Source organism: Halorubrum rutilum (assembly GCF_024494565.1).
The window spans coordinates 317,280-343,783 of the sequence record NZ_JANHDN010000004.1 but is presented as its reverse complement, the minus strand read 5'-3'; the positions used below and the strand labels follow the sequence as shown (position 1 = coordinate 343,783).

The 26,504-nt window shown below is 68.9% G+C and carries 21 protein-coding genes and 1 pseudogene; 17 read left to right on the top strand and 5 right to left on the bottom strand.

Annotated features, from left to right (window positions below; genetic code table 11):
• Positions 1-293 precede the first annotated feature (293 nt).
• The 3 genes from NO900_RS10815 to NO900_RS10805 all read left to right on the top strand — a co-directional run bounded on the left by NO900_RS10815 (position 294) and on the right by NO900_RS10805 (position 2,767).
• Entirely contained in the window at positions 294-1,217 is a 924-nt protein-coding gene (locus NO900_RS10815; RefSeq protein WP_256409232.1) for an HNH endonuclease, read from the top strand.
• A 428-nt stretch (positions 1,218-1,645) separates the two neighbouring features.
• A complete protein-coding gene (locus NO900_RS10810; protein WP_256409231.1) occupies positions 1,646-2,332 on the top strand; it encodes a hypothetical protein in 687 nt (228 codons plus the stop codon).
• 255 nt (positions 2,333-2,587) lie between these two features.
• Positions 2,588-2,767, top strand: coding sequence for a hypothetical protein (locus NO900_RS10805; protein WP_256409230.1), 180 nt, complete (start codon positions 2,588-2,590; stop codon positions 2,765-2,767).
• 141 nt (positions 2,768-2,908) lie between these two features.
• Here NO900_RS10805 and NO900_RS10800 read toward each other — a convergent pair.
• Positions 2,909-4,615: pseudogene (locus NO900_RS10800) on the bottom strand (type II/IV secretion system ATPase subunit); the annotation flags it as partial.
• A gap of 87 nt (positions 4,616-4,702) precedes the next feature.
• Complete coding sequence (locus tag NO900_RS10795) at positions 4,703-4,840, bottom strand: hypothetical protein (protein ID WP_256409229.1); 138 nt, start codon at positions 4,838-4,840, stop codon at positions 4,703-4,705.
• Between the two features lie 72 nt (positions 4,841-4,912).
• Between NO900_RS10795 and NO900_RS10790 the strand changes: the two genes are divergently transcribed.
• The 4 genes from NO900_RS10790 to NO900_RS10775 all read left to right on the top strand — a co-directional run bounded on the left by NO900_RS10790 (position 4,913) and on the right by NO900_RS10775 (position 8,542).
• Positions 4,913-5,917 carry an alcohol dehydrogenase gene (locus NO900_RS10790; RefSeq protein ID WP_256409272.1) on the top strand — a complete coding sequence of 335 codons (1,005 nt, stop codon included), beginning with the start codon at positions 4,913-4,915 and terminating at the stop codon, positions 5,915-5,917.
• 198 nt (positions 5,918-6,115) lie between these two features.
• On the top strand, positions 6,116-7,156 hold the full coding sequence (locus tag NO900_RS10785) for a zinc-dependent alcohol dehydrogenase family protein (protein WP_256409228.1): 1,041 nt from the start codon (positions 6,116-6,118) through the stop codon (positions 7,154-7,156).
• A 46-nt stretch (positions 7,157-7,202) separates the two neighbouring features.
• Positions 7,203-7,400, top strand: a complete 198-nt coding sequence (locus NO900_RS10780) for a hypothetical protein (RefSeq protein ID WP_256409227.1) — start codon at positions 7,203-7,205, stop codon at positions 7,398-7,400.
• 230 nt (positions 7,401-7,630) lie between these two features.
• Positions 7,631-8,542, top strand: a complete 912-nt coding sequence (locus NO900_RS10775) for an HpcH/HpaI aldolase/citrate lyase family protein (protein WP_256409226.1) — start codon at positions 7,631-7,633, stop codon at positions 8,540-8,542.
• A gap of 92 nt (positions 8,543-8,634) precedes the next feature.
• Here the strand turns inward: NO900_RS10775 and NO900_RS10770 are convergent, their stop codons facing one another.
• Positions 8,635-9,120, bottom strand: a complete 486-nt coding sequence (locus NO900_RS10770) for a DUF7529 family protein (protein WP_256409225.1) — start codon at positions 9,118-9,120, stop codon at positions 8,635-8,637.
• A 144-nt stretch (positions 9,121-9,264) separates the two neighbouring features.
• Between NO900_RS10770 and NO900_RS10765 the strand changes: the two genes are divergently transcribed.
• The 7 genes from NO900_RS10765 (at position 9,265) to NO900_RS10735 (ending at position 19,280) form a co-directional block, all read left to right on the top strand.
• Entirely contained in the window at positions 9,265-10,770 is a 1,506-nt protein-coding gene (locus NO900_RS10765) for an amidase (protein ID WP_256409224.1), read from the top strand.
• A 162-nt stretch (positions 10,771-10,932) separates the two neighbouring features.
• Positions 10,933-12,387, top strand: coding sequence for a hybrid sensor histidine kinase/response regulator (locus NO900_RS10760; protein WP_256409223.1), 1,455 nt, complete (start codon positions 10,933-10,935; stop codon positions 12,385-12,387).
• Positions 12,388-12,438: 51 nt separating this feature from the next.
• Entirely contained in the window at positions 12,439-15,171 is a 2,733-nt protein-coding gene (locus tag NO900_RS10755) for a dipeptide ABC transporter ATP-binding protein (protein WP_256409222.1), read from the top strand.
• 96 nt (positions 15,172-15,267) lie between these two features.
• On the top strand, positions 15,268-16,962 hold the full coding sequence (locus tag NO900_RS10750) for an ABC transporter substrate-binding protein (RefSeq protein WP_256409221.1): 1,695 nt from the start codon (positions 15,268-15,270) through the stop codon (positions 16,960-16,962).
• 50 nt (positions 16,963-17,012) lie between these two features.
• Complete coding sequence (locus NO900_RS10745) at positions 17,013-18,026, top strand: ABC transporter permease (protein ID WP_256409220.1); 1,014 nt, start codon at positions 17,013-17,015, stop codon at positions 18,024-18,026.
• On the top strand, positions 18,023-18,940 hold the full coding sequence (locus NO900_RS10740) for an ABC transporter permease (protein ID WP_256409219.1): 918 nt from the start codon (positions 18,023-18,025) through the stop codon (positions 18,938-18,940). Before NO900_RS10745 ends, NO900_RS10740 begins: the two co-directional genes overlap by 4 nt.
• Positions 18,933-19,280, top strand: coding sequence for a DUF7268 family protein (locus tag NO900_RS10735; protein WP_256409218.1), 348 nt, complete (start codon positions 18,933-18,935; stop codon positions 19,278-19,280). Before NO900_RS10740 ends, NO900_RS10735 begins: the two co-directional genes overlap by 8 nt.
• Here the strand turns inward: NO900_RS10735 and NO900_RS10730 are convergent.
• Positions 19,275-19,643 (bottom strand): VOC family protein, encoded by a 369-nt coding sequence (locus tag NO900_RS10730; RefSeq protein ID WP_256409217.1) that lies wholly within the window; start codon positions 19,641-19,643, stop codon positions 19,275-19,277. The two genes, NO900_RS10735 and NO900_RS10730, sit on opposite strands and share 6 nt — an antisense overlap.
• A 169-nt stretch (positions 19,644-19,812) precedes the next feature.
• Here NO900_RS10730 and NO900_RS10725 point away from each other — a divergent pair, with 169 nt between their 5' ends.
• Entirely contained in the window at positions 19,813-22,914 is a 3,102-nt protein-coding gene (locus NO900_RS10725; RefSeq protein ID WP_256409216.1) for an FAD-binding and (Fe-S)-binding domain-containing protein, read from the top strand.
• A gap of 661 nt (positions 22,915-23,575) precedes the next feature.
• On the opposite strand, the gene NO900_RS10720 is transcribed toward NO900_RS10725, so the two are convergent.
• A complete protein-coding gene (locus NO900_RS10720; protein WP_256409215.1) occupies positions 23,576-25,342 on the bottom strand; it encodes an L-lactate permease in 1,767 nt (588 codons plus the stop codon).
• A 254-nt stretch (positions 25,343-25,596) separates the two neighbouring features.
• On the opposite strand from NO900_RS10720, the gene NO900_RS10715 reads away from it, so the two are divergent.
• Both NO900_RS10715 and NO900_RS10710 read left to right on the top strand, forming a co-directional pair.
• Positions 25,597-26,226, top strand: a complete 630-nt coding sequence (locus NO900_RS10715) for a class I SAM-dependent methyltransferase (RefSeq protein WP_256409214.1) — start codon at positions 25,597-25,599, stop codon at positions 26,224-26,226.
• Positions 26,223-26,492: a DUF8101 family protein gene (locus NO900_RS10710; protein ID WP_256409213.1), complete on the top strand. Its 270-nt coding sequence runs from the start codon at positions 26,223-26,225 to the stop codon at positions 26,490-26,492. Before NO900_RS10715 ends, NO900_RS10710 begins: the two co-directional genes overlap by 4 nt.
• Positions 26,493-26,504: the final 12 nt, after the last annotated feature.

Genomic DNA, 26,504 nt, shown 5'->3' with positions numbered 1-26,504 from the left:
TTGTGGGCGATTGAAACGCCTCTCGGCGACTGTCCCGAGTTCGAGGTGTCGGGCGTCTATACTGCGGTTCGAGATACGTCTGTAACGGCGCGCTGAGCGGATTCCGACTCTATACGATGTTTCCCTCTCGGTAGCGGTTGACTCGTCTTAGCGCGTCAATACACGCCGATATGAGGATGTTCTCATGCCTTGACGGAGGCTGTGCGAGGTCGACTGATCTCTATGGCGGTAGGCGCGTCGTTCAGGCCGAGCTTTTGCACAGCGTTTTACTTGAGTCAGTAAGAGCATGTAATATGGCTAATGCTTGGGTTTTGAACACGCTGGAATCGCACTGGGATCACTGCGTTCGAGGGCCGACCGACGGGACAAAGCATCCTGATCACCACCTTGGTGAGCCGTGGCATGGAATACCTGAAGGGGGCCGTTCCCCAGACCCGTCAAGGCTTGACCCGGGTGACTTGTTCATAGTACGTGAGAAGGGTATAGGCGTCCGTGGTATTTGGACGTTTGAAGAGGCCAGACGCGTTACCGACCAATCGATATTAGCAGATTCGTGGCGGGATCACGACGGTGAAATGTTGGACTACGAATGGATCCTTTACTGTCGGGGACAACCTGAAAGAGAGCTAAGTACACCCTTTAGGGAAGACTGGACGGGTGATTTCCCGCTTGAGACGCCGCACATTATGGGGACTGCCATCGGGAGCGAGGAGGTGATTGAAGCATACGTGAGTCATCTGCTATCTCACAGTATCTCGGAGTCGAGCAAATCCCGTCTGCGTGATGTGCTTGAGACAGAGATTGAGGAGGACAATCAACCAGCCGACTATGAGCAACCAGACCGAACACGTACGGAGTCGACGCGACCAATACGAGACACAACTCTGACTCGGGAAATGAAAGAAACGTACGATGACGTGTGTATGGTCTGCGGCGACACACGTCTCAAGTCCCCTAGCGATACATACTCAGAGGCGCATCATCTCAAGCCGCTCGGCCGACCGCATGAAGGCCCCGACAACAGGCGGAACATTCTGGTCCTCTGTCCGAACCATCATGCCGATTTTGACTACGGAATGATCCGTGTCGACCCTATGAGCTTGGAAATAACGCACACTCAGTCAGATACTGACGGAAGTACATTAGAGGTCGCTCCGGACCACGATATTGACGAGGAATTCCTGCGGTATCACAACGAGCAAATCGCTAAAATCTGATTTCGCCGCTTCACGCGCGTCACCCGGACGTCCGCGCATGCGCTGGCCGGACCGATGTCTGTGTGCTTGGCGCCGCACATCGGTATACTGCATGTGACAATAGTGTATGTGGAGCGTGAGCGCGCGATTTCCGCACACGCGCCAACCAAGGCGGTCCCATGTCGACGCCCGGATACCTATCACGTTGCGTATCAGTCGCCCATCGTCGCGCCCCCACTTTCGTCGCATATCGGTCACCCGCAGAGTGAGGGCCGTCAGTTGTCTTAACCAACAGTCGGACCTATCACCGCCGAGTGTTGGTTAACACCGCGGTCGACGGCCGTGCAACGACGAGCGACGGCGGTCAAGTGGATGTAGTGCGAGTTTGCAGTTGACTCGCGGTCCAGTACGATTAAGTACATGTCGCTGTCATGTTGGGCCAACACAAAATGTTCCTTGGCAACAACCAACAGTTAGCCAGCAAAGTGTCCTCAGCGATTGAGGACTGGACTCCCTCCGAAGCATACGGACATGAGTCAAAGTTCCAAAACGAGTTACAGGAGTACTTGGATCAACGGCTCAATTCGGGAAACGACATGATGCTCGGCCCTACTGAGGAGATCGTAGTTGAGCGTGAGCACGGTAACGTTAATGGTGACGTTGTGGTGAACGGTGATATTGGAATCGAAATGAAGCGTGACCTTAGCAACAGCCAAACAAAGAAGCTTCGAGGGCAGATCGAGGAGTACCAGAAAGAGTATACTCATGTGATTGCACTTGCCTGCGGGATTGATGACATGGATGGGTGGCGGAAACTGAAGAACGACTATGAGAATCAGATGGGAATGGGGATGGACCCGGATGCCGCTCCTGTCAAGTTCATTCACAAGAAGAAAACCAACTACGGAGAGGGAGCGTCAGCAGATCAGTATAACCGTGCTGATGGTAGCGGTCCCACTGGTGATGGATTCGAGGAACTGGCGAGCGTGGTGGAAGATGGCGTGAGGGGGTACCAATCGCTCACAGGCGACGGGACCATGGAGTCAGGCAAGGCAACGGCAGCTGTCGCAAAGGCGGTGTTTGTGGTTGGGTTTGTTCTTGTGCTGCTTGTTTATGTGTTCATCACCTTCATGTAAGTAGACGAGGCGAGAGACGGCCGTGCGACGCCGAGCGACGGCGGTCTCGGGCGTCTAACCCTAAGGTTGACCCACAGAGACGGCCGTCGAGAAGCCCTCCCACACCGTACGGGGGCTTTCCTGCCGAGCTATTTTTCACGGGAGTAGGTCGCAGAAACAAGGCCGTTGTGTCGCAGTCGTGCGACACACTCGGTATCTGTCGCGCCGACTTTACAGAATACTGATATGTCTGCCGCCCCCGAGTGACGGGCGTGCATGTTCGACCATGCCCGTGAACTCGACGACGACGAGACGGTGACTGAGACAATCAGACTCGCCGACGGTACCACGATTGTCGGCGTCGATCCATTTCGTCCGATCGATTCGCGTCTCGTTGACGACGACGGGGGTCGGGAGCCTGTCGACGTCGAGGAGACGACGGTCTCCCACTTCTAACGGCGGTCCCGCCCGTCCGACGTCCGTCCCGCGCCGAGAGACCGCCGTGGTGTCGACGTCAACGGCAGCAAGAGGCGGCTACGGCCGTACAGTGCTAAGGGGACTCGATCTGTAATTAGATCTTACTCACACAGATACACATATCTCGGCGATCACCTCGACGTCCGGATTCAGGTAGTTCGCCTCGGTCATCAGCTCCGACATGCTCACGGCCTTGTACGCCTCCTCGTGCTCGCGGGTCGTGAGCGACACCCCGGTCTCGTGCGGGAGCCGCACCTCCCGGGAGCCCTCGTCGATCGACACCGGCCGGTCGTCGAACGGGATTAAGGGGGTGTGCGCGTTGAGCAGCGTCGTCTTCCCCACGCCGGTCGGCCCGGCGAAGAGGACGACGCCGCGGTGCTCGTACAGCAGCCACAGCAGCGTGACGAGGTCGGCCGAGAGCGTCCCCCGCTCGATCAGGTCGACCGGCGTCATGGCGTCCGGGCTCTGCTTCCGGATCGAGACGTGGGGGCCGTCGGCGGAGATGACGGGCAGCGCCACCGCACAGCGGACCGTCTCGTCGACCCCCTCCACGTCGAGGTTCACCTTCGCCGACGGCGTCGAGGCGTTGAGCTCGGTGCCGTCGCGGGCCGCCAGCCCCGTGACGACGTTAACGAACGTCGTCTCGTCCTCGAACGCGAGGTTGGTGGGGACTCGGGCGCCGGCGTCGGGGGTCGCCGCGTCGCGGTCGCTCCCGCCCCCCGCGGCGCCGTCGCCCTCGGCGTCCGCCCCCCGCAGCACTGACGCCCGCGGGACGACCTTCACGCGCTCGCCGACCCGGTTGGCCTCCACGTCCTCCAGGTTCGGGTCCCGGATCGGGACCGTGAGGATCCCCTCGCCGACGAAGTCGCGGAGCACGTAGTACGCCAGGTCGTCGAGCCGGTCGCGGGCGTACCGCGAGTCGACCGGCGGCACGGCGAGCCCGCGGTCGGCCAGCGCGGACCGGACGCGGTGGGCCGCCGCGTCGAGCCACGCCCGGGTGTTGCGCGCGGTGAGCCGCCGCGAGAGGAACCGCCGCGCGTGCTCGGCGACGAACGCCTCGCGGTCGTCCACGGCGCCGTCGACGGTCGTCTCCCAGATCCGCTCTTTGCACTCCTCGATCAGCGCCGCGTCCCCCGGGAGGAGGTCCGGTTCCAACACCGCGTACTTCGTCTCGAACGCGTCGGAGCCGAGCAGCCGCTCGCGGTAGACGACCACGTCCACCGAGAGCCCCGCGAAGCCGACCGCGTACCGCGCGAGCCGCTCGGCGGCGACCCGCTCCACGTAGTCGGCGTCGGCGTCGATCCCCGTCTCCAGGGGCGCGAAGGTCTCCGTGTGGACGACCAGCTCGCGCTCGTCGCCCACGTCGGCCACCTCGATCCGGTCGTCCAGCGCGAGCGGCGTCACGTCGCCGAGTAGCCGGAGGTCACGCAGCGCGTGGTAGCCGACCCGCCGGCGCGCGGCGGCGCTCGCGTCGAGCAGGCGGTCGAGCGCGCGGTCGTACTTCGGCTCGAACCCCGCCTCGGCCCGTTCGACGACGCCGACGCGAGTGAGCGGGCGGCGGTGCCGGACCGCGGAGAAGTGGTCGCGGACGCGCTCCAGCGCCGCCTCGTCGGCGGGCGACAGCGGCGGCTCCCGCACGTCGTAGCCGAACCGCCCGCCGTCGCGCTCGCGCATAGTGGCGACGACGCCCGGCGCGGCCTCGTACTGCGCCCGCACCTCGGGCGCGTACCACGCCTCGGGGTCGTCCGGCGGGACGGGCGCCGGCACCGCGCCGTCCCGGTCCCCGTCGGACTCGTCGGCGATTCGGAGCGTCGGACCGTCGCTCACGGGCGGACCTCCCGCCCGCGCCGCCGGCGTGTCGGCGGGTCGCTGGACCGCGTCATCGTTCGATCGGCGGGTGACCGCCTGACCCGGTTAAGGGTTCTTTTCTGTCACTACCTCGATGTTTAATCGCGGAGAAACGAACGCGGGGCCGCCGCCGTCGCCGGCCGCCTCACCACCATCACCACCGACCGCACCGCCGCCGCCGACCGACCGCTTCGCTGCCGTCACCGACCGACCGCCTCGCCGCCGTCGCCAACTTCTTGCCCGTCTCGGACGGACGGGGCACCGATGACGGACACCATGCGAGCCGCGGTCGTCCCGGAACCCGGCGCCGAGTTCGAACTCGAAGAGCGAGCGGTCCCCGAGCCCGGTCCCGGCGAGGTCCGGGTCGCCGTCGAGGCGTGCGGGATCTGCCGCAGCGACGAGTTCGTCGTGGAGGGGGCGTACCCCGGCGTGAGCTACCCGCGCGTCCCCGGCCACGAGATCGCCGGGACGGTCGACGCGGTCGGCGACGCGGTCGAGGCGTGGGAGCCGGGCGAGCGCGTCGGCGCGGGCTGGCACGGCGGGCACTGCTTCACCTGCGAGCCGTGTCGCCGCGGGCAGTTCCTCCAGTGCGAGAACGCCGAGATCACCGGCCTGAGCTTCGACGGCGGCTACGCCGAGTACGCGACGGTCCCCGCCGAGGCGCTGGCTGCGATCCCCGACGCCCTCGACGCGGTCGACGCCGCGCCGCTGCTCTGCGCCGGGATCACGACCTACAACGCCCTGCGCAACTCGGACGCCCGGGCCGGCGACCTCGTCGCGGTCGTCGGCGTCGGCGGCCTCGGCCACCTCGGGGTCCAGTACGCCCACGCGGCCGGCTACGAGACGGTCGCGGTCTCGCGCAGCCCCGACAAGGAGTCGCTCGCGAGGGAGCTCGGCGCCGACCACTTCGTGAACGCCGCCGAGGAGGACCCGGCCGAACGGCTCTCGGAGCTGGGCGGCGCGAGCGCCGTCCTCACGACCGCGCCCGCGAGCGACGCCATCGAGTCGGTCGTGGGCGGGCTCGGGATCGACGGTTCCGTGATCGTCGCCGGGATCCCCGGCGAGCCGGTGGCGGTCGACGCCCAGCAGCTCGTCGGGACGCGCGGCGCGGTCGAGGGCTGGGGGTCGGGCCACGCCCGCGACTCGCAGGACACCCTTGAGTTCAGTGCCCTGCGCGACATCACCCCCGAGGTCGAGACGTACGCGCTCGACGACGTCGCCGCCGCGTACGACCGCATGGCCGACAACGAGGCGCGGTTCCGCGTCGTCCTGGAGCCGTAGGCGGCGCGGTCCGCATCGACTCGACCACCGGACCGCACCGGTCCGGCTACCGGCCCGCACCGACTCGACCACTGGACCGCACCGACTCGACCACCGACCCGAACCGGCCCGACCGTCGGCCGATCGATCGTCCGATTTCCGCCCCGACCGGGTTCCGTCACCCTCTCACTTTTGTCTCGCCCGCCGGAAACGGACCGCATGCGCGCAGCCGTCTTCAACGGTCCCGGCGAGATCGACGTCGAAGAGCGACCCCGCCCCGAGATCGAGGCCCCGACCGACGCGATCGTCCGGGTGACTCACACCGCGATCTGCGGCTCGGACCTCTGGTTCTACCGCGGCGACAGCGATCGCGACGAGGGGTCCCCGGTCGGCCACGAGCCGATGGGGATCGTCGAGGCGGTCGGCGACGACGTGACCTCGGTCGCCCCCGGCGACCGCGTGCTCGCGCCGTTCGCCATCTCCTGCGGCGAGTGCGAGTTCTGCCGGAAGGGGCTCCACACCTCCTGCGCGAACGGCGACTCGTGGGGCGGCGACAACGGCGGCGGCCAGGGCGAGTACGTCCGGTCGACCCACGCGGACGGGACGCTCGTGCGCGTCCCCGACCGCCACGCCGACGACGAGGAGACGCTCCGCTCGCTTTTACCCCTGACCGACGTGCTGGGGACCGGCCACCACGCGGCCGTCAGCGCGGGCGTCGAGGCGGGCTCGACGGTGGCCGTCGTCGGCGACGGCGCGGTCGGGCTCTGCGGCGTCCTCGCCGCGCGCCGGCTCGGCGCCGAGCGAATTATCGCGGTGGGCCACCACGAGGACAGGCTCGAACTCGCCGAGGAGTTCGGCGCCACCGAGACCGTCTCCGAGCGCGGGGAGGCCGCGGTCGAGCGGATTCGGGAGCTGACCTACGGCGGGCCGAACCGCGTGATGGAGTGCGTCGGCGCCGCGAGCGCGATGAACACCGCGATCGACGCCGTCCGCCCCGGCGGTCGGATCGGCTACATCGGGGTGCCGTACGGCGTCGAGGAGGAGGGCCTCGACGCCTTCGGCCTGTTCGGCGACAACGTCACGCTCGCCGGGGGCGTCGCCCCCGTCCGCGCGTACGCCGAGGAGCTGATGGCCGACGTGCTGCAGGGGACGCTCGACCCCGCGCCGGTCTTCACCGAGACGGTCGGGCTCGACGGGGTCGCCGAGGGGTACCGGATGATGGACGAGCGCGAGGCGATCAAGGTGCTGGTAAAACCGTAGCACTGCGGTCTCGGCCGCTTTAGACGCTGCTCTCGGCACAATGCTTATGAGCGACCGAGCCTTGCGAACAGTTGTCATGTGCCATCATCACATCGAGGCGCGCTCGATCGAGGAGATCCGAGAGCGTCACCGGTCCGAGGAGGCGGACGAACGGCTCGACGAGACCCCCGACGTCGAGGCCGTCGACGATTCGGCCGACGACGCGGAACCGCCGGCCGAGCCGCGCGCCCCGGCCGACGACTGACGCGGCCGGAGGCGACTCCGCCCCGAACCCCGACGATTTTTCGCGGTCGCCGCCCCCGCCAGCAATCGCGCCGCCAGCGACCGCGCCGCCGGTGCTCCGCCCGCGTCGAGGTCGGCGGACCCGCCGCCGGGGAACCGCGTCGCGCCGATATTCACTCGCTTCCGACTCAGAGAAAATACCCCCGCGTGAGGTAGCTTTATTTCCGTGGCCGAGCGTGGTAGAGCCGCTATATGACGGACGTCACTCTTCGCCGGACGCAGCTTGCAACGCCCGCGAGCGACGAGAAAATGATGCACTCGGCGGCCGACAGCGACGCCGACGAGGTGTTCCTCGACCTGGAGGACTCCGTGGCGCCGAACGCCAAGCCGGACGCGCGCGAGCCGCTTATCGAGGCCGCCCGCGAGGAGGACTGGAGCGACAAAGTCCTCAGCTTCCGGATGAACGGGATCGACACCAAGTGGTGGTACGACGACCTGATCACGGTCGTCGGCGAGGCGGGCGAGTTCATCGACGACATCATCGTCCCGAAGGTCAAGTCCGCCAGCGACGTCCACACCGTCGAGAACCTCCTCGCGCAGGTCGAGGAGAACAACGACCTGGAGGTCGGCGGCATCGGCCTCGAACCCCAGATCGAGGACGGCGAGGGGATCCACAACGTCCACGACATCGCGCACGCCTCCGACCGGCTCTCCTCCATCATCTTCGGCCCCGGCGACTACTCCGCGGCGATGGGGACGCCCGGACTCGACATCGGCCAGTTCCCGGAGTATCCGGGCCACTACTGGCACCACGCCCTCTCCGAGTGTAACTCCGCCGCGAAGTCGGCCGGGCTGCCGTGCCTCGACGGCCCGTACGCCGACATCGAAGACCCCGACGGCTTCCGCGACTCGGCCGAGCGCGCCAACATGATCGGCTGCGACGGCAAGTGGGCGATCCACCCGTCGCAGATCGAGATCGGCAACGAAGTGTTCGCGCCGGACCCGGAGACCGCCGAGCGCGCCAAGCGCATCGTCGACGCCTACGCCGAGGCGATGGAGGAGGGCAAAGGCGCCGTGAGCGTCGACGGGCAGATGGTCGACGAGGCGACCAACAAGATGGCCCAGGACATCGTCGAGACCGCCGAGGCCGCCGGCATCCTCTAACGGTCACGTCCGACGCCGAGCGATCTCTTTTTATTGCTTCTATCGGTCCCGAAACGCGATTTCCCGTCTCCTCCGCGCTCACCGGACCGCGGTCACTCGACGGGTGCCGGGAGGAACGGCGTCGGGTCGTCGTGGACGAACCGAACGGTGTCGTCGTTCAGTCGGCGACAGAAGAGCCGCACGACCCCCGCGTCCCTGATCGATTCGATCGTCTCCGCCGCCCGGCTCGGATCGTAGTACGCGGGGACGAACGCGGCCGTCTCGCTCTCGGGGGCGATCTCGACGACGAGCAGGTAGACCAGCCCGTCGCCCTCCGCCCGGAACACCTCGACGTCTCGGAACTCCCGGTCGCCGACGAGCGATTCGAGGTCCTCGAACTCCGGGCCGGGGAGGACGACGTCGAGGCCGGTCCGGCGGTCCGAGTCGACGAGGACCGAGTCGCCGGGGTGCAGTTCGAGCGTCGTCCACCCGCGCTCCCGGTACTCCGCCGCGGTCGCCTCCATGTCCTCGATGACCGCGGTCCACCCGTCTCCGACCTGTGCGTTCGCGGGTGCGTCGCCGCCTGCTGGTTCGCCCATACCTGGAGACGCGCCGGTAGTCGGTTGAATGTTTCCACTGGGGAGCGGCTCCCGTCCGCACGTCGGCGTCCCCGCCGCGCCGAACACGCGGACGCCCGAGCGACAGATTGAGTACCCTCGTGCGAATTGTTCGCAGACGTTCGCATGAGCCCGCCGAACGCCCGCCCCTTCGACCCGGTCGAAGCGACCGTTTCGGAGATCCGCGACGCGTACGAGACCGGCGAGACGACCGCCGAGGCGGTCGCCGACGCGCACCTCGCGCGGATCGACGAGCACGACGACGAGCTGAACGCGATCCTCGCGGTGAACCGGGACGCGCGGGACCGCGCACGCGAACTCGACGCCGCGTTCGACCGCGACGGGTTTGTCGGTCCCCTCCACGGGATCCCGGTCGTGCTCAAGGACAACCAGGACACGCGCGACATGCCGACGACCGCCGGCTCGACCGCCCTCGCCGAGTCGCGGCCGCCCCGGGACGCGTCCGTCGTCAGGCGGCTCCGCGAGGCCGGCGCCGTCGTCCTCGCCAAGGCCAACCTGCAGGAGCTCTCCTTCGGGGTCGACACGGTCAGCTCCCTCGGCGGGGCGACGCGGAACGCGTACGCCCTCGACCGGCGCCCGTCCGGGTCGAGCGGCGGGACCGCGGCCGCCGTCGCGGCGAGCTTCGCCGTCGTCGGGACCGGGACCGACACCTGCTCGTCGGTGCGGTCGCCGCCCGCGTTCAACGACGCCGTCGGGGTTCGGCCCACGACGGGGCTCGTCAGCCGGACGGGCATCGTCCCCCTGAGCGACACCCAGGACACGGCCGGCCCGATCGCCCGGACGGTCGAGGACGCGGCGCGGACGCTCGAAGCGATGGCCGGCTACGACCCGGCCGACCCCGTCACGGCCCGCGGCGTCGGTCGGATCCCGGACGAGGGGTACGCCGCGGGGCTCGACCCCGACGCGCTCACTGGGGCGCGGATCGGCGTCGCGCGGGAGTTCTTCGGCCTCCGAAACGACGAGAGCGCGCCGGCGCGCGCCGCCGAGCGCGTGACGGCGGTCGTCGAGGACGCGATCGGCGAGCTGGAGGCGGCGGGCGCGACGATCGTCGACCCCGTCGACGTCGTCGATCGGACCCGGCTCGAAAGCGCTCGGGTGCTCGAATACGAGTTCGCTCGCGACTTCGACGCGTACCTCGCCGAGCTGGGCGACGCGGCCCCGCACGACTCGCTGGCCGACGTCGTCGCGACCGGTGAGCTTCACCCGTCGGTCCAGGCCAGGTTCGAGGACGCGGCGATCCTCGACACCGACGTCGACGCGCTCGACGAGAACACCGGCTACCTGCGGAGCCTCCGCCGCCGCGAGGCGATCCGGGACGCCGTGCTCGCCCGGATGGCGGCCGACGACCTCGACGCGGTCCTCTACCCCCCGTCGCGGGTGCCGCCGGTCGAGATCCCCGACAACCAGCCCTTCGAGGAGATGAACTGCGAGCTCGCCGCGCACACGGGGCTCCCCGCGATCGTCGTCCCGGCCGGGTTCACCCCGGCGGGGCTGCCGGTCGGCGTCGAGCTGCTCGGTCGCGCGTTCGACGAGCGCCGGCTGTTCGAGCTCGCGTACGCCTTCGAGCGGGCGACCGACCACCGACGGCCGCCGGACCGGTTCGTCGAGTAGCGGAGGCGGTCGTTGGCGGGGAACGCGCTCGCCGACGCCTCGGCGGAATCTCCCATATGAGATCTGAAACGCCCCCCGAAACCGTCCGCACGTGAGCGCACACGAACCGTGACCCTCGACCGGGTATTTTTCCGTATAGAACCACTAACACGCGTAGTTACGATGTCGGTCGACGACCCCGAGGAAGCCACGGCTGCGCCGATCGAACTCTTACACGTCGACGACGATTCGGCGTTCCTCGACCTGACGGAATCGTTCCTGACGAACGAACTGGCGGCCGTCGACGTCACGACCGTGACCGACCCGGAGGCGGTGCTTCCGAAGCTCGACGCCGGGTCGTTCCACTGCGTCGTGAGCGATTACGACATGCCCGGCACGGACGGGCTCGAACTGCTCGCCGACGTCCGCGAGCGGTTCCCCGACCTCCCCTTCGTCCTCTACACGGGGAAGGGGAGCGAGGAGATCGCCGCACAGGCCATCAACGCCGGGGTGACCGGGTACCTCCAGAAGGGGGGACCGGACCAGCACCGCCGCCTCGCGAACCGGGTCAAACACGCCGCGCACGAGTACCGCGCCAAGATCGAGTCGGAGCGCTACTCGACGGTGCTCCGCGCGCTCGACTACCCGATCTACGTGGTCAACGCGGACGCCGAGTTCGAGTACGTCAACGAGGCGTTCCTCGACCTGGTCGGGTACGACCGCGACGAGGTCATCGGGAGCCCGCCGGGCAAGATCAAGACCGACGAGGGGGTCCGGCGGGCCAACGACATGCTCGCGTCGATCGTTTCGAGCGAGGGGCCGGAGACCCAGCAGTTCCGCGTGGACATCCGGACGAAGGACGGCGACACGGTGCCGTGTTACGACCACATGGCGGCGCTCCCGTTCGACGAGGCGTTCCGCGGCTCCGTGGGGATCCTCAGGGACGCGACCCGCGAACAGCGGCGGCGCGAGGAGCTCATCCGGCAGAACGAGCGGCTCGACGAGTTCACCTCGATCGTCTCGCACGACCTCCGGACCCCGCTGCAGAACGCCCGAACGGCGGCCGAGATGGCCCGCACGACGGGCGACGACGCGCACCTCGACACCCTCGACCGGGAGCACGAGCGGATGGAGCGGATGATCGACGAGCTGCTCACGCTCGCGAGGGAGGGCCGGACGGCGTCGGAGACCGAGCCCGTCGACGTCGGTGTGATCGCCGCCGAGGCGTGGGAGCCCTTCGGGACCCCGCGGGACGCGCTGGAGCTGCCGGACGGCGACCTCCGGATCGACGCCGATCGATCCCGCCTCCGACGCCTCTTCGAGAACCTCCTCCGAAACGTCGACGACCACTGCGCGTCCCCCGTGACGGTGCGCGTCGGCCGGTCCGAAGACGGGTTCTACGTCGCCGACGACGGACCGGGAATCGACGCGACGGAGTGCGAGACCCTCTTCGAGCCCGGATTTACCACCGCCGCCGACGGGACCGGGTTCGGGCTGACCATCGTCAAGCGGATCGCGGACGCCCACGGCTGGGCGGTCTCGATCGGCGAGAGCGCGACCGGCGGGACGCGGGTCGACTTCGAGACCGATCCGTCGACTCCGGCGACGAGCGACCCGGCCGTCCCGTCTCAGGGGTGACCGGCGACCGTCTCCAAAGATATTTTTCCGTGAGGCGCGCTACCGCCGGTAGTGACCGACCTCCTCTCCCTCTCGGCGCTCCGCACCCAGTTCAGGACCGAACGGGGCGCCGTCAAGGCCGTCGACGGCATCGACCTCTCGATCGAACACGGCGAGACCGTCGGCCTCGTCGGCGAGTCCGGCTCCGGAAAGAGCGTCACCGCCCTCTCGGCGATGGACCTCGTCGACGACCCCGGCGAGGTCGTCGGCGGGCGGATCGCCCTCGCCGACCCGTCGCTCGCCGCCGCCCTCCTCGACGAGTTCGACGACGCGTACGTGCCGTACCCCTCCGGCCTGATCGACGCGGTCGCGGCCGTGAGCAGCGACCTCCGGGCCGGCCGGCGCGTCCCCGACACGCCGGCCGAGCTCCGCGGCATGGCCGACGACCTCGCCGGCGAGGCCGACCCCGACGACCTCGCCGGCGACCTCGCGAGCGCCGCCGACCGCCTCGAAGGCGGCGCCGACCCGGAGACCGTCGGCGACGACCTGGAGGCGGCGCTCGCCGACGCCGTCGACGGCTTCGTCTTCCTCGACGCCGCGGCGCGCGAGCGCATCCGCGACGGCGCGAGGCCGAGCGACGTCGACATCGAGGAGGGGATCGTCGACGTGACGGCCGCCCCCGAGGCGGCCGTCCGCCGCGTCCGCGGCGGCGAGATGGGGATGATCTTCCAGGACCCGATGACCTCGCTCAACCCGGCGGTCACCGTCGGCGAGCAGATCGCCGAGTCGCTGCGGCTCCACCGGTACGGCGGGCAGAAGGACGACTCGTGGCTCAACGGGATCCGCGAGATCCTCCCGAAGGCCGGCGGCCGCGACGGCGACGAGGAGGTGATGGACGAGGTCGTCAGGATGCTGCAGGCGGTCGGCATCCCGGAGGCGAAACAGCGCGTGGACGACTACCCGCACGAGTTCTCCGGCGGGATGCGCCAGCGCGTGCTCGTCGCCATCGCGCTCGCCTGCCGGCCGAACCTCCTCATCGCCGACGAGCCGACGACCGCGCTCGACGTGACGATCCAGGCGCAGATCCTCGACCTGATCGACGACCTCCAAGCGGAGTTCGGGATGTCCGTCCTGATGATCACCCACGACCTCGGCGTCGTGGCCGAGACCTGCGACCGCGTGGCCGTGATGTACGCCGGCGAGATCGTCGAGGAGGGGCCGGTCGAGGAGATCTTCGCCAACCCCAGTCACCCCTACACGTACACCCTCCTGGAGTCGATCCCCACCGAGGAGAAGGAGCGGTTGACCCCGATCGAGGGGAACGTCCCCGACCTGATCGACATGCCCGACGGCTGCCACTTCGCGCCGCGCTGCCCGTGGGCCGAGCCGCGGTGTCGCGAGGGCGAGATCCCGTACCTCCAGCACGGCGGGGACGACGTCGACCACCGGTCGAAATGCGTCCACGACGAGTTCGACAAGGGCGCGTACGGGTCCGACGGCGTCGCGGCCGGCGCCAGGTCCGCCATCGGCGATCCCATCGTCGAGGTCCGCGGTATGCGGAAGTACTACGAACAGGAGGACGGTCCCCTCGACCGGGTGTTCGGCGGCGGCGACCCGAGCGTCAGGGCCGTCGACGGGATCGACCTCGACGTGCGCGAGCGGGAGACGCTGGGGCTCGTCGGCGAGTCCGGCTGCGGGAAGTCCACGGCCGGCCGAGCGATCCTCCACCTGGACCCGCCGACCGACGGCACCGTCGTGTTCGCCGGCGAGGAGCTCGGGTCGCTCTCGAAGTCGGAGCTCCGCAAGCGGCGGAAGGACATGCAGATGGTGTTCCAGGACCCGATGTCGAGCCTCGACCCGCGGATGACGGCCGGGCAGACGATCATGGAGCCGCTGAAGATCCACGGCCTCGCCGAGGGCCGCCGCCGCGAGCGCGTCTTCGAGCTGATGGACGCGGTCGGGTTGGAGCGCGGGCAGTTCGGCCGCTACCCGCACGAGCTCTCGGGCGGCCAGCGCCAGCGGGTCGGCATCGCGCGGGCGCTCGCGGTCGACCCCGACTTCATCGTCGCCGACGAGCCGGTCTCGGCGCTCGACGTCTCCGTGCAGGCGCAGATCATCAATCTCCTGGAGGACCTCCAGGAGGAGTTCGGGCTCACCTTCCTCTTTATCGCCCACGACCTGAGCGTCGTCCGGCACATCTCCGACCGGGTCGCCGTGATGTACCTCGGCGAGATCGTCGAGGTCGCCGAGACGGACGAGCTGTTCGAGACGCCGAAACACCCATACACGCGGGCGCTCCTCTCCGCGATCCCGGAGCCGGACCCCCTCGCCGACACGGCCGACCGGACGATCCTCAAGGGGGACGTCCCGTCGCCGATCGACCCGCCCTCCGGCTGTCGGTTCCGCACCCGGTGTCCGTCGGTCATCCCGCCGGACGACCTGGAGATCGACCAGGAGCGCTACCGGGAGGTGATGTTCTACCGACAGCGCCTGGAGTCGGGGGACATCGACCTCGACGCCATCGAGTCCGAGGTCCGCATCGAGGACGAGTCGGCGCCGACCGCCGTCGCCGACGGCGGCGAACACCCGACGCTCTTCGAGTACTTCTTCGACGGGCCGCTCTCGGGGGAGGCGCGGGCGGTCGTCGCCGACTCGTTCGAGCAGCTCAAGGACGGCCGGTGGGAGGCGGCCGAGGCGACGCTCCGCGAGGCGTTCGAGAGCGTCTGCGAGCGGGAGAACCCCGCGCTCGACGAGAGCGGCCACCCCGCCGCGTGCCACCTCTACGACGACGGCCGGGATAGGTAACGAAGTAAACAGTCGACCACTCAAGCGGCGTTTGTCCCGCGGTTCCGTCCTGTCGGACCATTAGAATTATCCGTCCCCCCAGTTTAGCGCCGATGTATGTCCCCCGATACGACAGAAACGTCACGACGCGGATTCCTGCAACGAGCCGGCGGCGCGACGGTCGCGACGGCCTCCGTCGCCTCCCTCGCCGGCTGCAGCGGCAACGGCGGCGACGGCGGCGACGGCGGTGACGGCGGCGATGGCGACGACGGCGGCGACGGTGGAGACGGCACGACCTCCCTCCGCTACGGCCGCGGCGCCCACTCCAGCACCCTCGACCCGCAGAACACGACCAGCGGCGAGGTCGCGAAGGTCACCAACCAGGCGTACGAGGGGCTGATCGCCTTCCAGCCGGGCGAGGCGTCGCTCACGGAGTCGCTCGCCACCGACTGGTCGCTCGACGGCGACTCGGTGACGCTCACGCTCCGAGAGGGCGTGAGCTTCCACGACGGGTCGGAGTTCACCGCCGACGACTTCATCGCCACCTACCGGCGGTTCGTCGACGACGACTACGAGTACCACTTCGAGGACGCCTCCGTCTACGGGCCGTTCACGCTCGGCAACTGGATCGACACCGTCGAGGCGCCGGGCGACTACGAGCTCTCGATCACGCTGACCCAGACGTACGCGCCGTTCCTCCGCAACCTCGCGATGTTCGCGGCCGTCGTCATCTCCCAGGACGCGATCGAGGGCGACACGAACCTCGGCGAGGAGATGGTCGGCACCGGGCCGTTCCAGCTGGAGACCCTCGACGACGCCAACAACCGCATCCGGCTCACCGCCTTCGACGACTACTGGGGCGAGAGCCCGAACGTCGACGAGGTGCTGTTCCTCACCCGCGGGCAGAACTCCACGCGCGCCCAGGCCCTCGTCGAGGAGGAGCTCGACATCATCGACGGGCTCGACCCCGACAGCATGCAGATCATCGAGGGGTCGGACACCGCCGAGAACCGGACGGCGACGGGGATCAACATCGGCTACATGGCGTTCAACCTCTCGCGCGTCGAGGCGTTCCGCGACCGCCGGGTCCGCCGCGCGATCAGCTACGCCATCGACACGCAGGCGATCGTCGAGAACATCTACTCGGGGATCGCCACGCAGGCCGACCAGCCGATCCCGCCCGCGCTGTTCGGCCACAACGACGACATCAGCCCCTACGAGTACGACCCCGAACAGGCGCAGAGCCTGCTCGACGAGGCCGGCTACGGCGACGGGTTCTCGTTCTCGCTGACCACGTTCCAGAACCCCCGCGGGTACAACCCGGCCCCGCTGCCGACCGCCGAGACGATCCGGTCGAACCTCTCCGAGGTCGGCATCGAGGTGTCGATCGACGACCGGCAGTTCTCCGACTACCTCACGTACACCAGCCAGGGGAACCACGACGCGACGCTCGCCGGCTGGTACACCGACAACGCCGACCCGGACAACTTCTGTTACGTCCTGCTCCACCCGCAGACCGACGTGCCGGAGGGCCAGGACTGGGTCTCCTGGGACACCGAGGGGTTCAACACATCGAACAACGCCGCGTGGGCCAACAGCGAGTACATGACCGTCGTCGAGGAGGCCCAGCGCACCACGAGCCAGGAGGACCGGGCCGAGCTGTACCGCGAGGCCGCTCAGATCGCCCACGACGAGGCGCCGTGGGTGTTCATCGACTACGCCGACGAGGTCCGCGGCGTCTCCAACCGCGTGAGCGGCTACACGGTCGCCGCGATCGGCGGCCCGTACCTCGAAGCGGTCGAGCTTGAGTAGTCGGCGCCGAACGCAGATTTTTTGACCGTCCCACGCGCCCGTTTCCCTGAATGGTCTCCAAACGCTTCGTCTTCAAACGGCTGCTCATGCTGTTCCCCGTGCTGTTCGGGGTCGCGACGGTGGTCTTCGCTATCCTCCACCTCTCTCCGGGCGATCCCGCGGTGGTCATCGCCGGCGAGCGAGCGAGCCAGGAGTTCGTCAACCAGGTCCGCTCGGACCTGGGACTCGACGACCCCCTCTGGCAGCAGTACGTCCGCTTCCTCGGCGACGTCGCGACGTTCGACTTCGGCCAGTCGTATCAGGTGAACCGGGGCGTGGCGGTGAGCCAGATCCTCGCGAACCGGCTCCCGATCACGATCGAACTCGCGCTGCTCGGCCAGTTCGCCGGCCTCCTGTTCGGGCTCCCGCTGGGAATCTTGAGCGCGGTCAAACAGGACACGTGGACCGACCACCTCACCCGCATCGGCGCGCTGAGCGGGATCAGCGTCCCGATCTACTGGAGCGGCCCGCTGCTCATCCTGCTGTTCGCGCAGTTCCTCGGGCTCCTCCCGACCAGCGGTCGCATCGGCTCCGAGTACTTCGTCGAACCGGTCACGGGGCTCATCCTCGTCGACACGCTGTTGGCGGGGAACCTCGCGGCGTTCCAGTCCGCGGTGATTCACCTGCTCTTACCGGTGGTGGTGCTCGGCATCTACCAGATGGCGCTGCTCTCGCGCATGATGCGTTCGTCGATGGTGGAGGTGATCCGCCAGGACTACATGCGGACCGCGCGGGCGAAGGGACAGGGCTCGAAGATCACCGTGATGAAACACGGCCTCCGCAACGCCTTCATCCCCGTCATCACCGTGATCGGCATCCAGTTCGGATCGCTGCTCGGCGGCGCGGTGCTCACGGAGACCGTCTTCGAGATCAACGGCATCGGCACCCTGCTCGTCGACGCGATCAACCGCAGCGACTACCCCGTCGTCCAGGGGACCGTCCTCGTCTTCGCCGTCCTGTACACGCTGGTCAACCTGGGCGTCGACCTGACCTACTCGGTCCTCGACCCCCGAATCGAACAATGAGCACGGAGACACAGACCGGCACCGTCGACCGAGGCATCGTCGAGCGGCTGCGCGCGAGCCCGTTCCTCTCGCAGCTCTTCTCGAACCGACTCGCGGTCACCGGGATCGTCATCATCGTCGGCGTCGTCCTGATCGCGATCTACGCGCGTCTCACCTACGACCTCAGCGACCTCATGGCGACCCAGTTCGGGACGAACCCCTCCGAGGCCCCCCCGAGCTCGGCGTACCCCTTCGGCACCGACGGGCAGGCCCGGGACATCTTCCCCCGCGTGCTGTACGGGGCCTGGTACGCGGTCCTCTACGGCACGGTCACCGTCGTCGCGTCGACGTTCCTCGGGGTGGGGCTGGGGATCGTCGCGGCGTACTACGGCGACCTCACCGACAACGTCATCATGCGGACGATGGACGTCCTGCTGTCGTTCCCGTCGCTACTCTTGGCGCTCGCGCTCGTCACCATCTTCCCGGAGGAGCTGGGCCTGTGGCGGGCCGTCGGCGCCCTGACGCTCGTCTACACGCCCCGGTTCGCCCGCGTCGTCCGCGGGGCCGCGCTGAAGGTGCTCGAAGACGAGTACACCGACGCCACGAAGGCGCTCGGCGCGACCGACCCCCGGCTGCTCATCCGGCACGTCCTCCCGAACTGCCTCGCGCCGATCACGGTCCAGTCGACGCTCAACTACGGGCTCGCGATCATCGACATCGCGGCGCTGTCGTTCCTCGGCTTCGGCGCCAGTCCGGGGGAGCCGACGTGGGGGATGATGCTCTCAAATGGCGTCGAGTTCGGGCTGTTCTCCGGGGCGTGGTGGTGGTCGTTCTTCCCCGGCCTGCTGCTCGCGCTGACGGTGCTCGGGTTCAACCTCCTCGGCGACGGGATGCGCGACGCGCTCGACCCCCGGATGCGAGAGACCGTTGACTGACCGCGACGTTCGGCCGTTCGGACGGACGGTCGCCCGGTGGGTCGGCGTCGGCGCCCTCCTCGGGCTCGTCGTCGCGGGGCTCCTCTTGCCGATCGCCGGCGCGCGCGGGGCGACCGACACCTCGTTCGCGCTCGGCGCGCTGCTGTTCGGCTTCGGGATCGCGACGTGGGGCGGGACGGTCGGCTTCGGCGACTCCATGTCGGCGGTCCAGGCGCACCTCGGCGGCGAGTCCGAGTGGAGTCGCGGGGGGGCGCGACAGGCGTTCGCCGTGTTGACCTGGGTCGGCGCGGGCTGGACGGGGACCGCGGTCGCGGCGTCGATACTGCTCGTCGGGTTATAGCGGCTCGATCAGCTCGACCGCGTGCCCGTCGGGGTCCTTCACGAACGCGGTGCGCGCGCCGGCCTCCGGCTGGTCGCCCGGCTCCTTCACGACGCCGTGGTGGTCGATCTCCTCGAACGTCGCGTCGACGTCGCCGACGCCGACGGCGACGTGGTCGTAGCGGTCCCCGTCGTCGCTCGGCTCCTCGCCGTCGGTGTCCGACAGCTGGAACTCGACGCCGGCGTCGTCGGAGACGTACACGTTCCGCGTGTCGCCGTCGGGGGTCGTGAACTCCCAAGAGCGCTCGAACCCGAGCTGCTCGACGTACCAGTCGGCGGTGCGGTCGGCGTCGGCCACGTTGAGACACGTGTGGAGTATCTCCATGCGTCGGGGTGTCGCGGCGCCGGGATAAATCCCCTCGGGATCGGTTCGCTCCCGCGGGGGCGTCGGGCGCTCGGCCCGCCCCTGCGGGGGCGTCTGACTCGGGCGACGACCCGCGACTATACTCATTTTTAACAAAGGATTTATTCTCCCTTCGACCCGGAGTCAGGGTATGGCAACTGAGCCCACGTGGGGAGCCGACACGCCGGACCTGGACACGTCGTCGGCCGCGCTCGGCCACGATCGACCGGACGTGCCCGCCTACCGGGCGCTCGCGGAGGACCTCCGCGAGCGCGTCGCGGGCGAGGTCCAGTTCGACGAGTACGCGCAGGTGTTGTACGCGACCGACGGCAGCATCTATCAGGCGCGTCCGGCCGGCGTCGTGACGCCCCGTTCGGTCGCGGACGTGCAGGCGACGATGCGGGTCGCGGCCGACCACGAGGTGCCCGTCATCCCGCGGGGCGCCGGCTCCTCGCTGGGCGGCCAGACCGTCGGCCCGGGCTGCGTCGTGCTCGACTTCTCGAAGTACATGGACGAGATCCTCGACGTCCGGCCCGACGACCGCCGGGCGGTGGTCCAGCCCGGCGTCGTCCAGGACCACCTCGACGACCGGCTGGCCGAGCACGGGCTGAAGTTCGCGCCCGACCCGGCCTCCTCGGCGCGCGCGACCGTCGTCGGCGGCATCGGCAACAACTCCACCGGCGCGCACTCGGTGCGGTACGGGATCACCGACGCGTACACGGAGCGGCTGACGGTCGTGCTCGCGGACGGGTCGCTGATCGAGACCCGCGAGGTCGTCCTCGACTCCCCGGAGTACGAGGAGATCGTCGGCCGGGACGACCGGGAGGCCGCGCTGTATGAAACGACTCGGGCGCTCGTCGAGGAGAATCGGGCCGAGATCGACGAGAAGTACCCGAACCTCAAGCGCTCCGTCTCGGGGTACAACCTCCACAAAGTGATCTACGAGAACGACGAGGGCGAGGAGGTGATCAACCTCTCGAAGCTGTTCGTCGGCGCCGAGGGGACGCTCGGGACGATCGTCGAGGCCGAGGTGTCGCTCGTCACGCGCCCCGAGGAGACGGCGCTCGCGCTGTACACCTTCGACTCGCTGGTCGACGCGATGAAGGCGGTCCCGGAGGCGCTGGAGTTCCCGGTGAGCGCGGTCGAGCTGATGGACGACGAGGTGTTCTCGCTCGCCGCGGGCTCACAGGAGTTCGCGCAGTACGCCGAGCCGATCCCGGACCGCGCCACGGCGGCGCTCATGCTGGAGTGGGACTCCGAGCTCGTCGACGACTTCGAGTCGGCGATCGCGGACACGAACGCCCACTTCGTCGACGAGGGCGACGCCTTCGACGTGCTGGAGGCGTACACCCCCGAGGACCAAGAGGACCTCTGGAAGCTCCGGAAGGCGGCCATCCCCCTCCTGATGAGCATGCAGGGCGACCCCAAGCCGTACCCGTTCATCGAGGACGCGACGGTGCCGCCCGAGGAGCTCGCGGAGTACGTCGGGCAGTTCGAGGACGTCCTCACCGACCACGACACCTCGGCCGCCTACTTCGCGCACGCCGGGAGCGGGACCCTCCACATCCGTCCGATCCTCTCGCTGAAGGAGGAGGAGGGCGTCGAGAAGATGCACTCCATCTCCGAGGACGTCACCGACCTCGTGATGGAGCACCACGGCGCCTTCTCCGGCGAGCACGGCGACGGGCTCGCGCGCACCGAGTTCAACCCGAAGATGTACGGCGAGGCCCTCTGGAGCGCGTTCCAGGAGCTCAAGTCGACGTTCGACCCCGAGTGGCGGATGAACCCCGGAAAAGTGGTGTACGTCGACGGCGACACCGCCGCCGAGCGCGGCTACCCGGACACCGCCGCCGACACGGACATGCGGGAGAACCTCCGGTACGGTCCCGCCTACGAGTCGATCGAGCCGCAGACCGAGCTCGACTTCTCCGACGAGGGCGGCTTCTCGCACCTCGTCGAGCTGTGTAACGGCTGCGGCACCTGCCGCGAGACCGACTCCGGCGTCATGTGCCCGACCTACCGCGCCTCCGAGGAGGAGATCCAGGCGACCCGCGGCCGCGCGAACATGCTCCGGGCCGCCATCAGCGGGGAGCTCGACGACGAGGAGATCCACTCCGACCGGTTCCAGGAGGAGGTGCTCGGGCTCTGCGTCGGCTGTAAGGGCTGTAAGAGCGACTGTCCGACCGGCGTCGACCTCGCGAAGCTGAAGGCCGAGGTGAAACACGAGCACCACGAGGAGGAGGGGGCCGGGTTCCGCGAGCGGATCTTCCGCGACATCGACCGCTTCTCGGCGCTCGGGAGCGCGCTCGCGCCGATCTCGAACGCGGCGACGAAGGTCCCGGGCGCCCGCCGGGTGATGGACGCGGTCGTGGGGATCGCCTCGGACCGCGAGCTGCCGACGTTCCGGTCGACCAGCTTCGAGGAGTGGTTCGACTCCCGCGGCGGGTCGACGGTCGCCCCGGAAGAGGCGGTCGACACGGTCGCGCTGTTCCCGGACACGTACACCAACTACAGCTACCCGGCCGCCGGGAAGGCCGCCGTCGAGGTGCTGGAGGCGGCCGGCGTCCGCGTCGAGGTGCCGGACGACCTGGCTCCCTCGGGCCGCGCGGCGTTCTCCACCGGGTTCCTCGACGACGCTCGGGAGCGCGCCGAGACCAACGTCGCGGCGCTCGCGCCCCGCGTCCGCGACGGGCAGTCCGTCGTCTTCGTGGAGCCATCGGACGCGGTGATGTTCCAGGACGAGTACCTCGACCTGCTCGACGGCGACGACGTCGAGGCCGTGTCGGCCGCCGCGTACGGGGTCCTGGAGTACCTCGACGCCGGCCGCGTCGACGAGCGGCTGGCGTTCGACGCGCCGAGCGAGTCGCTCACCTACCACGGCCACTGCAACCAGAAGGCGACGAACAAGGACCACCACGCGGTCGGCGTGCTCCGCCGGGCCGGCTACGACGTGGACCCGCTCGACTCCTCCTGTTGCGGGATGGCGGGCTCGTTCGGCTACGAGTCCGAACACTACGACATCTCGAAGGCGATCGGCCGGATCCTCTTCGACCAGGTCGACGAGAGCGACGGCGAGACGGTGACCGCCCCGGGCGCCTCCTGTCGCTCGCAGCTCGGCGACCGCGACGGCGACGCGGAGAACCCGCCGCACCCGATCGAGAAGCTCGCGGACGCGGTGACCGGCCCGTCGCCCGACGCCGTCGCCGACGCGAGCGCCGGATCGGCTACGACCCCCTCGCCCGCCGACGACTGAGCCGCCCGCCGACTGCGCTACCCGTCGACGAGTCGGCGTCGCGGCCCCGGAGCGCCCCGACGCCGTCTTCTGTCACCGACGCTGCGATTCTATAAAGAGCGAGCGACGCTGACGGACAGCTATACAGAACGATGTGGTCGGCGCGTGCCGCCGAGCGCCCGCAGGGCGCGAGGTGCACGCGTGAGGGAGTCGCGAACGAAGTGAGCGACGAGGCTGGGGAGGTGTGAGGTGCGGTTGCGGTGCTGTGCGGGGCGGGACTCAAAGGGGCGGCCGGGAGGACGAAGCACGGCGCAGTAAGCACCACAGCGAGGGAGCGAACGAAGTGAGCGACCGAGCGAGGAGCGCAGCAAGCCGCGCGAGTCCCGCGAGCAGCGCGAGCGGGACCACGAACGTCGCAGCCCGCGCAGCGAAGCGAGCAGGAACGACGTTCGGAGGTCCTCCCGGCTGGAGCTTTGGAGATGTTCTCCGTCGTCGAGTCACTAATCGCGTACAGCCGAGCGGCTGGGGCTTTGGAGGTTTTCACCGACGGTCCGAAATCAACCGCGTATAGCCGAGCGGCCAGGACTTTGCAATCCTACACTACCGATCCGCGAGTAGCCCTTTCGAAACCCGCCACGCAAACAAAAGAAATCCGCACGGCATCGCCGTCCTATTCCTGCGCTCAGAACACGCCGGGGAACAGCACGTAACTGAACAGCAGGCACAGCAGCCCGACGCCGGTCGCGTAGTACAGCAGGGGGATGAGGTTCAGCCGCATCACCCGGCCCTCCTGTCCGAGGAGGCCCACCGTCGCCAGCGCGGCGACGAGGTTGTGGATCGCGACGAGGTTCCCGATGGCGCCGCCGACGGCCTGCGCGCCGACGATGATCGTCCGCGGGAGCCCGAGCTGCGTCGCCGCCTCGAACTGGAACGCGCCGAAGGTGATGTTCGAGACGGTGTTCGACCCGGCCATCGCGGCGCCGAGCGCGCCGATGAGCGACGCGAACGCCGGGTAGCCGACGCCGAGGATGTCGGCGGTCGTCTGCGCGAGCAGGACGATCATGCTCCCCACTTCGGGCGCGCCCGGATGCGCGCCGGACTGGAGCATCACCTGGACCATCGCGATGACGAAGACGAGCGCGATGAACGGCGAGACGATCTTCCGACCGGCCTCCTTCCACGCCGCCGAGATCTCGTCGCCGGACATGCCGAAGATCGGGATCGCGAGCACGGCGCTCACGAGCAGCCAGAAGCCCGGCACGTTCATCCACGCGACGGCGCCGCTGAGGCTGGTTCCGAACATGTCGCTGACGGTGACGACGAAGGCGTCCCGGTTGATGAAGTTCGAGATCGGGTCGACCGCCCGCGTCACGACCAGCAGGACCACGAGCAGGACGTACGGCGACCACGCCTTCAGCAGCGACATGTCCTCGCCGCCGCTGAGCTCGGCCGCCTCGGCCTCGGGCGAGACGCCGCCGCGGGTCTCCGCGTCCTCACCGTTCGATCCGTTCGACTGTCCCGGCTCGATCGAGCCGACCCAGTGGTCGGCCCACCGCTCCCGGTCCGGGAACTCCCACTCCTCGTCGGGCAGGAGGTACCCCGCACGCAGGACGCTCAGGATGATCGCACCGCCGACCATCGAACCGATGAGCGACGGGAACTCGGCCGTGAGGAACCACGCCGAGATCCAGTACGGGACCGCGAAGGCGATCCCCGACGCCAGACAGAGCGGCGCGACCTCCCAGGCCGGCGCCAGCGAGCGGTCGTCCGGGTCGCCGAAGAAGTAGACGACCATGCCGACCGCGAACAATGGCATCACGAATCCGACCAAGGCGTGATACGTCGCCGCCCACGCCGCCACGTTGACGGAGAACTCCTGGACGGTCATCCCGCCGCTCTCGATCGCGCTGCGGGTGAACTCGACGCTCTCCATCGGGCTCTGAATCCCGACCACGATCGGCGTCCCCACCGCCCCGTACGTGACGGCGATGATGTGGCCGATGATCCCGGCGATGACCGCCGCGAGTGCCGGGAAACCGAGTCCCAAGAGCAGCGGCGCGACGACCGCGGCCGGCGTCCCGAAGCCGGCGGCGCCCTCGATGAACGTCGCCATGAAGAAGCCGATCAGCACGATCTGGACGCGCCTGTCGTCGCTGACGGTCGCGAACCCGCGGTTGATCCGGTCGAACGCGCCGGCCTCCATCAGGGTGTACAAGAGCACGAGCGCGCCGAAGACGATCCAGAGGATCTCGATCGCGGTCATCACGCCGACGCCGGACGCCGCGAACAGCCAGTTCACCGGCATGTTCCACGCCGCGTAGCCGACCACCATGGCCGCGACCCACGCCACCGGCATGGCGCGAGTCGCCGGCCAAAGGAAGCCGACCAACAGGATCCCCGCCAGGAGCAGCGGCACCGCGGCCACGGCGATGTCGATCCCCGTCGTCATAGCCTCCCCTCCCCGTTACTCTCGGTCACTCGATTCCGTAGACGACTCATGTGACGAACTGTCATCCTCATGCAACGCGGGGTACATCACGTTCATTAATTAAAAAAGTGGGTTTTCCGATCCGGAGCCGTCCCCGTCACGTGTCGCGAAAATCCCCACGATCGATTTGTTTATCACCGCTTATCGACCGACGCCGATCCCTCCGCGGCGGTCGCCGCCAGAGGAGTCATGTCGCTCGCGCGGTAACATCGCGCATGGACCGAAACGAGGTGCGGCGCGCGTGGGACGAGGTGGCGGCGACGTACGCCGCTCGCCGCGATCCGGACGGCTCCGACGCGGCGCTGATCGACGACCTCCTCGCGGAGCTTCCGACCGATCCCGACGTGCTCGACGTCGGCTGCGGCGACGGCGCTCGGACGCTCGCGAACCTCCCGGCCGGCAGCGTCGGGCTCGACGTCTCGCGGCGCGGGCTCGACCTGGCGAGCGAGACCGTTCCCGACGCCCGGCTCGTCCACGGCGAGATGTCCGCGCTCCCGTTCGGCGCCGACCGGTTCGACGCGGTGACGGCGTATCACGCGGTGTTTCACGTCGAGCGCGACCGCCACCCCGCCGTCTACGCCGAGTTCGCCCGCGTCCTCCGACCCGGCGGTCGGCTCCTGATGACGCTGCCGAGCGGCCGGTTCGAGACGGTGCGCCGCGGTTGGATGGGCGGTCGGATGTTCTTCTCGGCGCCCGGGCGCGACCGCACCCTCGGACAGCTCCGCGAGGCCGGGTTCGCGGACGTCGAGACCCGGACCGCGACCGACCCGCTGGGAAGTAGCACCGAGTTCGCGTTCGCGAGGGTGGCCGACGACCGGACCGACGACGACCGGACTCGACCGTGACCGATCCCGACGAGGTCCCACACGACGTCCGGGCGAGCCTCGGACAGCTGCTCGCGGAGGCGCGCGCGGCCGCCGAGCGCGGCGACGCGGACGCCGCCCGGGCGCTGCTCGACACCGCGGAGACGGTGGCGACGAACAAGCTCCCGCCCGGCGAGCGGCGCGACCGCGTGCGCTGGGGGTGCGCGGCCGCGCGCGACGCGCTTCCGAACGGCGACCTCGCGGCCGCGTACGCCGCCGCGGCCGCGGCGCGGCTCCCGGCCGAGTGACCCCGCCGGAGC